General features: G+C 63.1%; 8 protein-coding genes. 5 read left to right on the top strand and 3 right to left on the bottom strand.

Translation table 11 applies throughout. The features are described 5' to 3' along the window. Positions 1 to 41: 41 nt before the first annotated feature. From LDL32_RS12920 to LDL32_RS12900, 5 genes are all read left to right on the top strand, one after another. The gene (locus LDL32_RS12920) at positions 42 to 290 is read left to right on the top strand and encodes a FeoA family protein (protein ID WP_233067548.1); all 249 of its coding nucleotides are present in this window, start codon (positions 42 to 44) and stop codon (positions 288 to 290) included. Beyond that, the gene (feoB, locus tag LDL32_RS12915; protein WP_233067545.1) at positions 287 to 2122 is read left to right on the top strand and encodes a ferrous iron transport protein B; all 1836 of its coding nucleotides are present in this window, start codon (positions 287 to 289) and stop codon (positions 2120 to 2122) included. Before LDL32_RS12920 ends, feoB begins: the two co-directional genes overlap by 4 nt. Next, positions 2122 to 2379, top strand: a complete 258-nt coding sequence (locus tag LDL32_RS12910; RefSeq protein ID WP_233067542.1) for a DUF6587 family protein — start codon at positions 2122 to 2124, stop codon at positions 2377 to 2379. Before feoB ends, LDL32_RS12910 begins: the two co-directional genes overlap by 1 nt. A 310-nt stretch (positions 2380 to 2689) precedes the next feature. After that, positions 2690 to 4912, top strand: coding sequence for an EAL domain-containing protein (locus LDL32_RS12905; RefSeq protein ID WP_233067540.1), 2223 nt, complete (start codon positions 2690 to 2692; stop codon positions 4910 to 4912). A 50-nt stretch (positions 4913 to 4962) separates the two neighbouring features. After that, positions 4963 to 6696, top strand: coding sequence for a bifunctional diguanylate cyclase/phosphodiesterase (locus LDL32_RS12900; RefSeq protein WP_233067537.1), 1734 nt, complete (start codon positions 4963 to 4965; stop codon positions 6694 to 6696). A 98-nt stretch (positions 6697 to 6794) separates the two neighbouring features. Here the strand turns inward: LDL32_RS12900 and lpdA are convergent, their stop codons facing one another. The 3 genes from lpdA to LDL32_RS12885 form a co-directional block, all read right to left on the bottom strand. After that, positions 6795 to 8528: a dihydrolipoyl dehydrogenase gene (gene lpdA, locus LDL32_RS12895; RefSeq protein ID WP_233067535.1), complete on the bottom strand. Its 1734-nt coding sequence runs from the start codon at positions 8526 to 8528 to the stop codon at positions 6795 to 6797. A gap of 66 nt (positions 8529 to 8594) precedes the next feature. Beyond that, positions 8595 to 9854, bottom strand: a complete 1260-nt coding sequence (gene odhB / locus LDL32_RS12890) for a 2-oxoglutarate dehydrogenase complex dihydrolipoyllysine-residue succinyltransferase (RefSeq protein ID WP_233067533.1) — start codon at positions 9852 to 9854, stop codon at positions 8595 to 8597. A 121-nt stretch (positions 9855 to 9975) separates the two neighbouring features. Continuing rightward, positions 9976 to 12849: a 2-oxoglutarate dehydrogenase E1 component gene (locus LDL32_RS12885; protein WP_233067531.1), complete on the bottom strand. Its 2874-nt coding sequence runs from the start codon at positions 12847 to 12849 to the stop codon at positions 9976 to 9978. Positions 12850 to 13129: the final 280 nt, after the last annotated feature.

Genomic DNA, 13129 nt, shown 5'->3' with positions numbered 1-13129 from the left:
ATAATTATTACTTGCTTTTATTATCTGGACAAGATCGCCTGATGCGCCTGAGTGACCTGCCACGCGGGGCCGATGCCATAATCGACAGTGTGGATGACCACGCCAGTACGGACCCGGTGGCACGGCGGCTGCGTGAACTGGGCTTCGTACCCGGTGAACCGGTGCGGATCGTCGCAACCGCGCCGCTGGGCGGTGACCCGCTTGCCGTGCGCATCGGCTTCACGCGCTTTGCCCTGCGTCGCACGGAAGCCGACCGTGTCAACGTACACATGGCGGCAGACGCGCCATGACCACGCTGAACATCGCCCTGGTTGGCAACCCGAACTGCGGCAAGACCGCCCTGTTCAACCTGCTGACCGGCAGCAGGCAGAAGGTGGCCAACTACGCGGGCGCCACCGTGGAGCGCAAGGAAGGCTGGTTCACCACGCCCGGCGGCCGCAGCGTGCGGCTGCTGGACCTGCCCGGTGCCTACAGCCTGAACGCCACCAGCCCCGATGAGGCCGTGACGCGTGACGTGTGCGCGGGCACCTACCGCGGAGAGGCGGCACCCGATCTGCTGGTCTGTGTGGCGGATGCGACGAACCTGCGGCTGCACCTGCGCTTCGTGCTGGAAATGCGTGCCCTGGGCCGCCCGGTCATACTGGCGCTGAACATGATCGACGCGGCAAAACGCGCCGGCATGGAAATCGACCTGCCGCGCCTGCAGGCGGAAACCGGCATGCCCGTCATTCCCACCGTGGGCATCAGGCGCGATGGCGCGCGCGACCTGCTGGCGCAGCTGGACGCCACCGCACCGCCCATTCCCGCGCCCCTGCCGCCGGGCACGGACCTGCACGCCATGGTGCGCCAGATTCTGGCGGACTGCGTGACCCATGCCACCCCCCTGTCCGACCGGGTGGAGGAACGGCTCGACCGCTGGGTGCTGCACCCGGTGTGGGGGCCGGTCATCCTGGTCGTGCTGCTGTTCCTCATGTTCCAGGCGGTGTTCGCATGGGCGCAGCCGCTGATGGATGCAATCGACGCGGGCATGGGCCTGCTGGGCCAGAAGGTGGGCGCGCTCCTGCCCGATGGCGTGCTGCGCAGCCTGATCGTGGATGGCGTGATTGCCGGTGCGGGCAGCGTGGTGACCTTCCTGCCGCAGATCCTGATCCTGTTTGCGTGGATACTGGTGCTGGAGGAATCGGGCTACCTGCCGCGTGCCGCCTTCCTGCTGGACCGGCTCATGTCGCTTGCCGGGCTGAGCGGGCGTTCCTTCATTCCGCTGCTGTCCAGCTTCGCCTGTGCCGTGCCCGGCATCATGGCGACCCGCACCATCCAGAACCCGCGTGACCGGCTGATCACCATCCTGATCGCACCACTCATGACATGCTCGGCCCGATTGCCGGTCTACACGCTGCTGATCGGGGCTTTCGTGCCGCACCGTACCGTAATGGGGTTCATGAACCTGCAGGGGCTTGTGCTGTTCGGGCTGTATGCGACCGGTATCGTATCCGCACTGCTGGTGGCGCTGGTGCTGCGCTGGCGCAATGCCGACCGGGCCGAGGCCACGCTGCTCATGGAACTGCCCGCCTACCGCCTGCCCAACCCACGTGACATCGCACTGGGGCTGTGGGAGCGGGCGCGCATCTTCCTGGTGCGCGTGGGTACGACCATTGTCTCGCTGACCGTGCTGCTTTGGGGGCTGTCCAGCTTTCCGCCACCGCCAGCGGGTGCGCCGGGGCCCGCCATCGACTGGAGCCTGGCCGGGCGGATCGGCCATCTCATGCTGCCCGTCTTTGCGCCGCTGGGCTTCAACTGGCAGATCTGCGTGGCGCTCATTCCCGGGCTTGCCGCGCGTGAGGTGGCGGTAGGCGCCCTGGCCACCGTCTATTCCCTTGGCTCCGGCACCGATACCGACCAGGCGGCCGAGCAGCTTGGGCAGATGCTGCCCACGCACTGGAGCCTGGCCACCGCGCTGTCGCTGCTGGCGTGGTATGTCTATGCGCCACAATGCGTGGCGACACTGGCGGTCATCCGGCGCGAGACCACATCGTGGCGCGTGGTCGCCATTACGGCGGGCTACCTGTTCGGCCTTGCCTACCTGGCGGCTTTCCTGACCTACCATATCGCGCGGATCGTGTGATGCACGTGCTTTCCCTGCTTCAGGTCATGGTCGCGGGCCTCGTGGTCATGGCATGCGGGTTGTACTGGATGGGCCGCCTGTTTCCCGCCCTCGGCCACAAGGGCTGGCAGACCACGGGCACGATACTGCGCGGACTTCACGCGCCCGCACCCCTGGTCCGCTATGCCACCCGGCGCGGGGTACCACAGACACGGCAGGGCTGCGGCGGCTGTTCGGGCTGCAGCCGGGCAAGTTGTGGTCCTGATCAGGAAAACTGAGCGGTCTGCCCTGTTTTAGGTAATGGATCGACAGCGCGGCAGATGGTATATGGACCTTATGGTCACGGAATCAGAAAGACAGGTGACGGTCCTTAATTTGTATCAAACCGGCATGACTGTTATTTTATATGATATGTAATACGTTTCAGCCAATCATATGATATGCCTGCGCCCGTCATAACCAGCCGGTATGCCCGTATTGCCGCCCGTACGGGCGGCAATACGGGCGGCCATTCTGAAAGCATGAGTACTGGCCGCAACCATTATGGATCACGGCAGTCCATCCTTGTCCCTTTTGCGAGGTAACCCGATGTCACAGCCCAACCTGAGTGCCGAAGTCCTGATTTCGGCACTGGAGCAGGCCATAGACGCAACCATTATTATTGATGACCGGAACGACATCATCTTTTTCAATAATGCTGCGGCCAACCTATGGGGCATGGACAAGTCGGATGTGATTGGCCAGAACGTGAACGTGCTGGTGCCCATGCTGCACCGCGCTGGACATGACAGCTTTATCGACCGTAATCGTGAAAGCGGACTTAACCGGATTGTCGGCACATCGCGCGAAGTGGAATTCACCCGCGCGGATGGCGAATATGTGTGTGGCGAACTTTCGCTTTCCAAGGTGATCACCGATACCGGGCGCATCTTCTACATGGGGGTGATGAAGAACGTCACCGACGAAAGCCAGCAGCGCAAGATCCTGATCCTGCAGAACGACGTGCTGCAGGCGCTGGCCAGTGACATGCTCATACAGGACGTGGCCGACCTGCTGTGCCGACGCGTGGAAAGCTTCGTGCCCGGCACGGTTGCGGTGCTCATGCGCATTGCCCCCAATGGGCAGCTGCGCGTGCTGGCAAGCCCCACCCTGCCCAAGCGGTACCGCGTCTCGCTCGAGAGCCTGTTCATTTCTTCCTCCGAGCATGAAAAGCTGCGGCTCGACCCCAACTACGCCACCCGCCTGATATGGGACAGCTACCGTTCGCTGGGCATATCGCTGGGGCTGCAGCAGTGTTTCTGCACACCGGTCAAGACCCGCTCGGGGCAGGTGCAGGGCATTTTCGCCCTCTATGCGCGTGAGGATCAGGGACGCAACACATGGCCACAGCGCATTGTCGATTCGTGCATTCCCTTCTGCGCGCTGGCCTTCGAGCAGAACGCGACGCAGGAACATATTTCGCATCTTGCCAATTTTGACAGCCTGACCGGCCTGCTCAACCGCTCCTCCGTGCATAAGGTCATCGAGGGCATGATCAGCAAACAGGATGGCAACCGGCAGTTCGCGATCTTCATGCTTGATATCGACCGCTTCCGCGATATCAACGACGCGCTTGGCCATGTCTATGCCGACCAGTTCCTGATCGAGATCGCGGCCCGCATCCGCTCCATTTCGCTTGATGGCTATGTGATCAGCCGCTCGGGCGGGGATGAATTCGTGGTGGTGGTGCCCAACTGCCCCAACCAGGAAGCCACCGCCTTTGCCGAGCGCCTGCTCGCCACCATCGCCAAGCCGATGCAGATTGGCGAGAACACGCTCACCATTTCATGCAGCATCGGCATCAGCACCTATCCCGATAACGGACCGGACAGCGAATCCCTGCTCAGCACTGCGGACGTGGCGCTGCGCCAGGCCAAGGAAGACGGGCGCGGCACCTTCCGCTTCGCCAATCTGGAAAAGAACCAGGTGGCACAGGACCGGCTGGTACTGGGCTCGGCACTGCGCGATTCACTGGCCAAGGGCATGCTGAACCTGCATTACCAGCCGCAGGTCCGCACCCATACGCTGGAACTGAGCGGGGTGGAGGCGCTCTCGCGCTGGCATCATCCGCATCTGGGCAACATCTTCCCCTCCCGCTTCATTGCCGTGGCGGAAGAAACCGGGCAGATCGAGGCCATCGGCCGCTGGTCGCTGCTTGAAGCGTGCCGCCAGATCGTGAAGTGGGACCGTGACGGGGTGCATGTGCCCACCGTGGCCGTCAACCTGTCCGCCGTGCATTTCCGCAACCGCGCGCTGCCCGAGCATATCGCCGCCCTGCTCAAGGACCACAATCTCAAACCCGCGCGCCTTACGGTGGAAATCACCGAAAGCGTGATGATGGACAACAGCAGCGATACCGAGGAAGTGCTCCAGTCCATCCGCAACCTGGGTTGCGGGCTGTCGATGGATGATTTCGGCACCGGCTATTCCTCACTTTCGCGCCTGACGCGCCTGCCACTGACCGAGATCAAGATCGACCGCAGCTTCATCAATGACTTTGAATACGACACCAATGCCCAGGCCGTGACGATGGCCGTGATCGGCATCGGATCGCGTCTGGGCATGACCGTGGTGACCGAAGGCGTCGAGACCGAGCAGCAGCGTGCCCTGCTTGAGGAACTGAACTGTGACGTGATGCAGGGCTACCTGTTCGCCAAGCCCCTGGCGCCTGATGATCTGGAAAAATGGGTAAAGCACCACAAGACGATCCGCGCCATCCTGCCCGATGCGGCGGCCGCCAAAAGTGTTTCAACAAAAAAGAAATCATCCTAAGTTACCAATAGGTAAATTCCGGTTTTCCGCTCCGTTGTCGAGGTAACAGAATGTCCGCTCACCATGATAACAGGCTTCGTGCCCTTACACATGAAGATGCCGACTTCTGGGCGGATGTGGTCGATAACGTTCTTATTGTAGCCGTAACCGACCGCAGGGGGGTCATTACATATGTCAATGACAAGTTCTGCCAGATCAGTCAGTACTCCCGCCAGGAACTGCTGGGCCACACCCACCGCATCCTGAATTCGGGCGAGCATAACAAGGCCTTCTTCCGGGACATGTACCGCACGCTGTACGCAGGTCGGACATGGCATGGCAACCTGTGCAACCGGGCCAAGGATGGCAGCCATTACTGGGTGGCCACCACCATCATCCCCCATCGTGATGCGCATGGTGAGATCAGCGGGTTCGTCGCGACCCGTTTCGAGATTACCGAGCTCATGAACACCAAGGTACGGCTGAAGAAGCAGGCGGCGACCGACATGCTGACCGGGCTGCTCAACCGTGGCGGCTTCAACGCCAGCCTGGTCGGGGCGGTGGAAGCCAGCAAACGCCGCAACCCGGACCCGCAGGTGCTGGTCATGTTTGACCTGGACGGGTTCAAGCCGGTCAATGACATCCATGGCCACCATGCGGGCGACGAGGTGCTCAAGACCATCGCCACCCGCCTGATCGAACTGGTCGGGACGCAGGATGCCATAAGCCGGCTGGGTGGGGATGAATTCGCCCTGATCCTGCATCACAGCCTGAAGATCACGCCGCTTGAGACCATCCTGAACAAGCTTCAGAACCTGCTGGAAGAACCGATCATGCTGGAAAGCGCCACCGTGCGCATTTCGGGCAGTATCGGCGCCACCCCCATCACCAGCGAGGACACGATGGAGGGGCTGCAGAAAAACGCCGACGTGGCGGTCTATGCCGCCAAGCAGGCAGGCGGCAAGCAGGCGCGCATGTTCACGCCCAGCCTGCACAAGACCACGATGGAGCGCGCCAAGATACTGGAAGAAGCGCGCGAGGGCGTGATACAGAAACAGTTCGAGGTGTACTACCAGCCCATCCTCAACGCACGCACGGGCCGCATCGAGCAGGCGGAAGCGCTGATGCGCTGGCACCACCCCGAGCGTGGCCTGCTGTCTGCTGGCGCCTTTACCGATGTCTTTGCCGATTCCGCGCTGGCCCAGATCATGGAAACGCATCTGGTGCAGTCCTTCCATGATGATATCCAGAAATGGAAGGAAGCGGGCCTGCCCAGCCTGCGGCTGGCGGTCAACCTGTCGCATCTGGACCTGCTCAATCTGGAGCAGCAGATCGACCTGTTCAGCGAGATCCGGCAACTCAATCTTGACCCCAGTACCTTCATGCTGGAAGTGACCGAGCAGATGCTGCAGGGACGCAGGGCGGAAAAGAGCCGCCTGCGCCTGCGCGGACTGGCGGAAGACGGGTTCGGGCTGGCCATGGACAATTTCGGCTACGGCACGGTGCGCCTGTCCACGCTGCGCGAACTGCCGTTGCAGTCGCTCAAGCTCGACCGCTGCCTTGTGCGTAATATCGATACGGATGAAAAGGCACGCAGCCTGCTCGCCTCCCTCATCAAGCTTGGCCATGGCTACAACCTTGCCGTAACGGTGGAAGGCGTGGAGACACAGGATGAGTTCGACACCGTACGCCAGCTGGGGGTGGATTACGTGCAGGGCTTCTTCATCTCCCGCGCGGTATCGGCAACCGAACTGATCCGCATCACGCGCGAGGAAGCCTGGAACCCCGTGCCCACCACGACCTGAAAAAGTCGCTCTTTTTACCTGAAGTTTTGTTCCAGAAATAAAAAAAACCACCCGGCAGGAAACCTGCCGGGTGGTTTTTTTATCTAACTTATACCGGTTCAGATATGGATGGCGCGCTTGTCGACATCCAGCGCCGCTTCCTTCACCGCCTCGCTCAGCGTGGGGTGGGCGTGGCAGGTACGTGCAATATCTTCCGACGAAGCACCGAACTCGATCGCCATGGTGCATTCGGCAATCAGTTCACCCGCCATCGGGCCGATGATGTGCACGCCCAGCACCTGATCGGTGGCGGAATCCGCCAGCACCTTCACAAACCCGTCCGTCATGCCGATGGCGCGCGCACGGCCATTGGCGGTGAAGGGGAATTTGCCAACCTTGTAGGAAACGCCTTCTTCCTTCAGGTTTTCCTCGGTCTTGCCAACGGTCGCGACCTCCGGCCATGTGTAGACCACGGCGGGAATGGCGCCGTAATTCACATGACCTGCCTGCCCTGCCAGCAGTTCGGCTATGGCAACGCCTTCTTCCTCGGCCTTGTGGGCCAGCATCGGGCCTGCAATCACATCACCAATGGCATAGATGCCGGGCACGCTGGTGGCGTAATGTGCATCGGTCACGATGCGGCCGCGCTTGTCCAGTTCGATCCCGGCTTCCTCCAGCCCGAAGCCCTTGCTGGCTGCCGTGCGGCCAATGGCCAGCAGCACCACGTCGGCTTCCAGCGTCTCGGCCGTGCCGCCCTTGGCGGGTTCCACGGTCAGGGTCACGCCCTTGGCGCTCTTTTCCGCCTTCGTCACCTTATGGCCCAGCTTCATCTTCAGGCCCTGCTTGGTCAGGATGCGCTGGAAGGTCTTGGCCACCTCGTTATCCGTACCGGGAACCAGACGGTCGAGATATTCGATCACCGTCACCTCGGCGCCCAGACGGTGCCATACGCTGCCCAGCTCAAGGCCGATCACGCCGCCACCAATCACCACCATCTTCTTGGGAACGGCAGAGAGTTCAAGCGCGCCGGTGGAGGTGACGATCTGCTTTTCATCAACTTCCACGCCCGGCAGGCCGGCGCTGTCGCTGCCGCTGGCAATCACGATGTGCCTGGCCGTGACCGGCTTGCCATCAACCGTGATGCGGCCCGTACCCTCGACCTTGCCGGTGCCCTTGAGCCACGTGACCTTGTTCTTCTTGAACAGGAACTCCACGCCCTTGACGTTGGCTTCGACCACCGACTGCTTGCGCGCCATCATCTTCGCCAGGTCCAGCTTCACGCTGTCGATGATGATGCCCATCGCGCCATATTCATCCTTGGCGGCATGGAAGTTCTCGGACTGCTGCAGCAGTGCCTTGGAGGGGATACAGCCTACATTGAGGCAGGTGCCCCCCAGCGTCGCGCGCTTTTCCACGCACGCCACTTTGAACCCAAGCTGGGCGGCGCGGATGGCGCAGACATAGCCGCCCGGTCCCGCGCCGATCACGATCACATCGTAATCCGTCTCGGCCGGGGCTGCGGCAGCGGCCTTGGGCGCGGGTTCGGCGGCAGGGGCCGCAGCCGGTGCGGGCGGGGCCGGTGTGGCGGCAGCCGGGGCCGCCTTCTGGCCACCCGCGCCGGGCGTAAGCGTGGTCAGCACGGTGCCGACCTCGACCTCGTCACCTTCCTTGACGGCATGCGCGCCAAGCACGCCTGCCTGCGGGGCCGGTACTTCCACGCTGACCTTGTCGGTTTCCAGTTCGGCGATCGGGTCGTCCGCATTCACGGCGTCACCGGGCTGCTTCAGCCATTTGCTGACCGTAGCCGTGGTCACACTCTCGCCCAGCGTGGGCACCTTGATGTCGATTGTCATATCTCTTGTCCTGCTTGCGTTGCGGTTGCGCTTGGGGGCCACGCGCGGGCGCGGCCCCGGCAGGCATCAGACCTGCAGCAGCAGACGGCGCGGGTCTTCCACGTTCTGCTTGACCCGCACAAGGAAGCTCACCGCTTCCTTGCCATCCACGATACGGTGGTCATAGGTCAGCGCGATATACATCATCGGGCGGATCACCACCTGCCCGTTCACGGCAACCGGGCGGTCCTGGATGGCGTGCATGCCCAGGATGGCCGACTGCGGCGCGTTGATGATGGGTGTTGACATGAGCGAGCCATAGATCCCGCCATTGGTGATCGAGAACGTGCCACCGGACAGTTCATCGATCTTCAGCGTGCCCTCGCGCGCCTTCTTGCCAAAGCCCGCGATCGCGCTCTCGATCTGGGCGAAGCCCATCTTGTCCGCATCGCGGATCACGGGCACGACCAGCCCGTTGGGGCCGCCCACGGCAATGCCGAGGTTGACGAATTCACGGTAGATCACGTCATCGCCGTCGATCTCGGCGTTGATCGCCGGGAATTCCTGCAGGGCGGCAATCACCGCGCGGCTGAAGATGGACATGAAGCCCAGTTTCACGCCGTTATGCTTCTTGATGAACAGGTCCTTGTATTCGGCGCGCATCTGCATCACGCCGGACATGTCCACTTCGTTGAAGGTGGTCAGCAGGGCGGCGGTGTTCTGTGCATCCTTCAGGCGGCGCGCGATGGTGCGGCGCAGGCGCGTCATCTTCACGCGTTCCTCACGCGGGTCATCCTGGCGCGGCGGCCGGGGGGCTGCGGCGGGCTGGGCCGCGCGCGGCTGGGCGAGGAAGCTCTGCACGTCACCCTTGGTGATGCGGCCATCCTTGCCCGTGCCGGTGCCGACCTGCGCGGGGGACACACCCTGCTCGGCCATGATCTTGCGCGCGGCGGGGAACGCCACGGCCGCAGCACCCTGTGCCGCGATATCGGATGCGGGGGTGGCGGGACGGGCGACCGGGCCGCTGGCCACGGGCTGGGCCTGCACGCCGGTGGGGGTGGCTTCCTTCTTCGGGGCCGGGGCGGCAGCGGCCTTGGGGGCCACGCCACTGCCCGCCTCGATGGTGGACAGCACTGTGCCTACTTCCACTTCCTCGCCTTCGGGTACCAGCAGCGGACCCAGCACGCCTGCCTGCGGGGCGGGCACTTCCACGCTTACCTTGTCGGTTTCCAGTTCCACCAACGGATCATCTTCGTTCACTGCATCGCCCGGATGCTTCAGCCATTTGGCCACGGTTGCTGTGGTAACACTTTCACCCAGTGTCGGTACCTTGATCTCGGCAGACATCTCTTGTTTCCCAATCCCTTGCCGTCCTGGCGCCCCGATGGCGCGCCCGGACGGCCTTATCATTATTCTGGGGTGCGGCCAGAATGCCGCCCCCTTATCCTCTACGTGCAATCAGTGGTGATCAGGCGCTCACGCCCAGCGCCTCGTTCACCAGCGCCGCCTGCTCGGCCAGATGCACCTTGGCAAGACCCGTGGCCGGGCTTGCGGCTGCCACGCGGCCGGCATAGGTGGGCCGTGTGCTCTTGTGCCCGACCGATGTCAGCACGCCCTCGATCCGGCGATCGACAAAGTTCCAGCCGCCCATGTTCGCCGGCTCTTCCTGGCACCAGATCACCTTCGCCTGCGGGTAGCGGGCCAGTTCCTCGGCCAGCATCTTTTCGGGGAAGGGGTAGAACTGCTCCAGGCGCAGGATGGCGACATTGTCCAGCTTGCGCTCGCGCCGCTCGGTCAGCAGGTCGTAATAGACCTTGCCCGAACAGATCACCACGCGCTCGACCTTGGCGGGGTCGGCAATCTGGTCGATCTCGCCAATAACCGGCAGGAAGCGCGTGCCCGGACCGAAATCCTTCAGCTCCGACACCGCCAGCTTGTTACGCAGCAGCGACTTGGGCGTCATGATGACCAGCGGCTTGCGGTAATCCAGGAACAGCTGGCGGCGCAGCGCATGGTAGTAGTTGGCCGGCGTGGTCAGGTTGCACACGCGCATGTTGTTCTCGGCGCACAGTTCGAGGTAACGCTCCAGCCGCGCGGAGGAATGCTCCGGCCCCTGCCCCTCGTAGCCGTGCGGCAGCAGCATCACCAGACCGGACATGCGCAGCCACTTGGTCTCGCCCGATGCGATGAACTGGTCGATGATGACCTGCGCGCCGTTGGCGAAGTCACCGAACTGGGCTTCCCACAGCACCAGCGCGTTGGGGTCGGCCAGCGAGTAGCCATATTCAAAGCCCAGCACGCCGAATTCGGACAGCAGCGAGTTGTAGATCTCGATCCCCGCCTGGTCCTTGGCAATGTTGTTGAGCGGCACATAGGTGTTCTGGTTGATCTGGTCGATCAGCACCGCGTGGCGCTGGCTGAAGGTGCCACGCTGGCAGTCCTCACCCGACAGGCGGACCTTGTGCCTGTCCAGCAGCAGGGTGCCAAAGCCAAGCGCCTCACCCGTTGCCCAGTCGATTCCCTCACCTATCTCGAACATCTTCGCCTTGGCCTTGAGCTGGCGGATGATCTTGGGGTTGGCGTTGAAATCATCAGGCACGCGGGCCAGTGCTGCGCCGACTTCCTTGAGCGTGTCGATGGCAACACCCGTTTCGGGTGCGGGCAGGGTCGCGTCCACCGGCGGCGGCTTGAGGCCCTTCCACGCGCCCTCCAGCCAGTCGGCCTTGTTGGGCTTGTAGCCCTGGGCCGCCTGATAGGCCTTTTCCAGCCTGTCATGGAAGCCATCCCACTCGGCGGTGACCTGTGCTTCGGTCACGACCCCTTCGCGCACAAGGCGGTCGGAATACAGCGTGCGGATGGTCGGGCGCGCAGCGATGGCCTTGTACATCGTGGGCTGGGTGAAGGACGGTTCATCGGACTCGTTATGGCCATGGCGGCGGTAGCCCACGATGTCCAGCACCACGTCGGATGCGAATTTCTGGCGGAATTCGGCCGCAAGGCGCGAACAGTAGATCACGGCTTCCGGCTCGTCGCCATTCACGTGCAGGATCGGGGCCTGTACGGCCTTGGCCACATCCGTGCAGTAAAGGCCCGAGAAGGAATGGACCGATACGGTGGTGAAGCCGATCTGGTTGTTGACCACGACATGGATCGTGCCACCCGTGCGGTAACCGATCAGCTGCGACATGGCCAGCGTCTCGTACACGATGCCCTGGCCCGCAAACGCCGCATCACCGTGCAGCAGCACGCCCATATGGCGGCCGCGCTGGTGCGGGTCGTCATCATCCTGCGTGGCGCGGACCTTGCCGATCACGACCGGGTCCACTGCCTCAAGGTGCGAGGGATTGGGCTGGAGCGAGATATGGACAGGAGTGCCGCCGATCTCGACATCGGTGGAGGTGCCAAGATGGTATTTCACATCGCCCGAACCCTGCACGTCATCGGGCTTGAAGGACGCACCCGCGAATTCGCTGAAAATGGCAGTGTAGGGCTTGCGCACGATGTTGACCAGCGTGTTCAGGCGGCCACGATGCGGCATGCCGATGGCGACCGAGCGCACGCCCCCGGCAGCCGCCTGGTCGATGATCGCGTGCAGGGCCGGAATGGTCACGTCCTCGCCTTCCAGCCCGAAGCGCTTGGTGCCGACATAGCGCTTCTGGCAGAAGGACTCGAAACCCTCGGCCTCGGTCAGCTGCTGCAGGATGACCTTTTTCTGCTCGGGGGTTGCGCCCTTGCGCCAGTTGTCGCCTTCCAGCCGCGCCTGCACCCACATGCGCTGCTCGGGGTCCTGGATATGCATGAACTCGGCGCCGATCGGCCCGCAGTAGACCGCGCGCAGGGCATCGAGCACCTGGTTGATGGTGGCGGTGTCCGACCCGATCAGGCTGGCCACGATGTGGCCGAGATAGATCGGGCGGTCCAGGTCCTTGGGGCCGAAGCCGTAGGTGGCCGGGTCCAGATCGGCATGGGGCTTGGGCACCTGCAGGCCCAGCGGGTCAAGGCGGGCCTCGAGATGGCCACGCACGCGGAAGGCACGGATGAGCTGCGTTGCGCGCAGACTGTCATCGGCTGCCGCCTTCAGCCCTTCCGCCGTGACGCCCGCCGCCTTGCCATCGGGCAGGGGGGCCGGTTCATCACCGGTGATGATATGCGGGCGCGGCGCCCAGGAGGCCCCTTCCGCATCATGAACGATTTCTGTCCCTTCCTCATGCAGTTCCTGGAACAGGGAGGCAAAGGAAGGATCGACGCTGTTGGGATCGGCCACCCAGCGTGCATACAATTCGGCCAGATAGGCCGTATTGGCACCGCTGAATGCGGTCGAAAGAATATCTACGCCCGCCATATTGAAGACATCTCCTCGCTGGCGGCCTTTGTGGCCGCGCTATTTGTCGGGTCCGGCCAGACTTTCACCGGCCCGATTTGTATCGCTACCCTAGCCGCACCCTTGTCCGGATGCCGCCGTCAATCATCAGGAGCAGGTCTGCTTGCCACGCATACTGACATTTCCGTGCCTGCCCCGGATGGCGGGGACGGGGCGCTGCAAAACATCCTTATCCGCAGCCACGCGCCCGGCTGATGCGAACCTGCCCATACCCAAGCAAAGACGGTGCCACTTGCCTACC

The sequence above is a fragment of the Komagataeibacter sp. FNDCF1 genome, from assembly GCF_021295335.1.
Taxonomy (GTDB): Bacteria; Pseudomonadota; Alphaproteobacteria; order Acetobacterales; family Acetobacteraceae; genus Komagataeibacter.
The sequence above is the reverse complement of the archived record's forward strand: the minus strand, read 5'-3'. Positions and strand labels throughout refer to the sequence as shown.

Bases quoted from the DNA above. Each gene is read 5' to 3' on its own strand.
- feoB (WP_233067545.1), top strand. From the start codon at position 287: ATGACCACGCTGAACATCGCCCTGGTTGGCAACCCGAACTGCGGCAAG.
- LDL32_RS12885 (WP_233067531.1), bottom strand. From the start codon at position 12,849: ATGGCGGGCGTAGATATTCTTTCGACCGCATTCAGCGGTGCCAATACG.
- LDL32_RS12905 (WP_233067540.1), top strand. From the start codon at position 2,690: ATGTCACAGCCCAACCTGAGTGCCGAAGTCCTGATTTCGGCACTGGAG.
- LDL32_RS12920 (WP_233067548.1), top strand. From the start codon at position 42: ATGCGCCTGAGTGACCTGCCACGCGGGGCCGATGCCATAATCGACAGT.
- LDL32_RS12900 (WP_233067537.1), top strand. From the start codon at position 4,963: ATGTCCGCTCACCATGATAACAGGCTTCGTGCCCTTACACATGAAGAT.
- LDL32_RS12910 (WP_233067542.1), top strand. From the start codon at position 2,122: ATGCACGTGCTTTCCCTGCTTCAGGTCATGGTCGCGGGCCTCGTGGTC.
- lpdA (WP_233067535.1), bottom strand. From the start codon at position 8,528: ATGACAATCGACATCAAGGTGCCCACGCTGGGCGAGAGTGTGACCACG.
- odhB (WP_233067533.1), bottom strand. From the start codon at position 9,854: ATGTCTGCCGAGATCAAGGTACCGACACTGGGTGAAAGTGTTACCACA.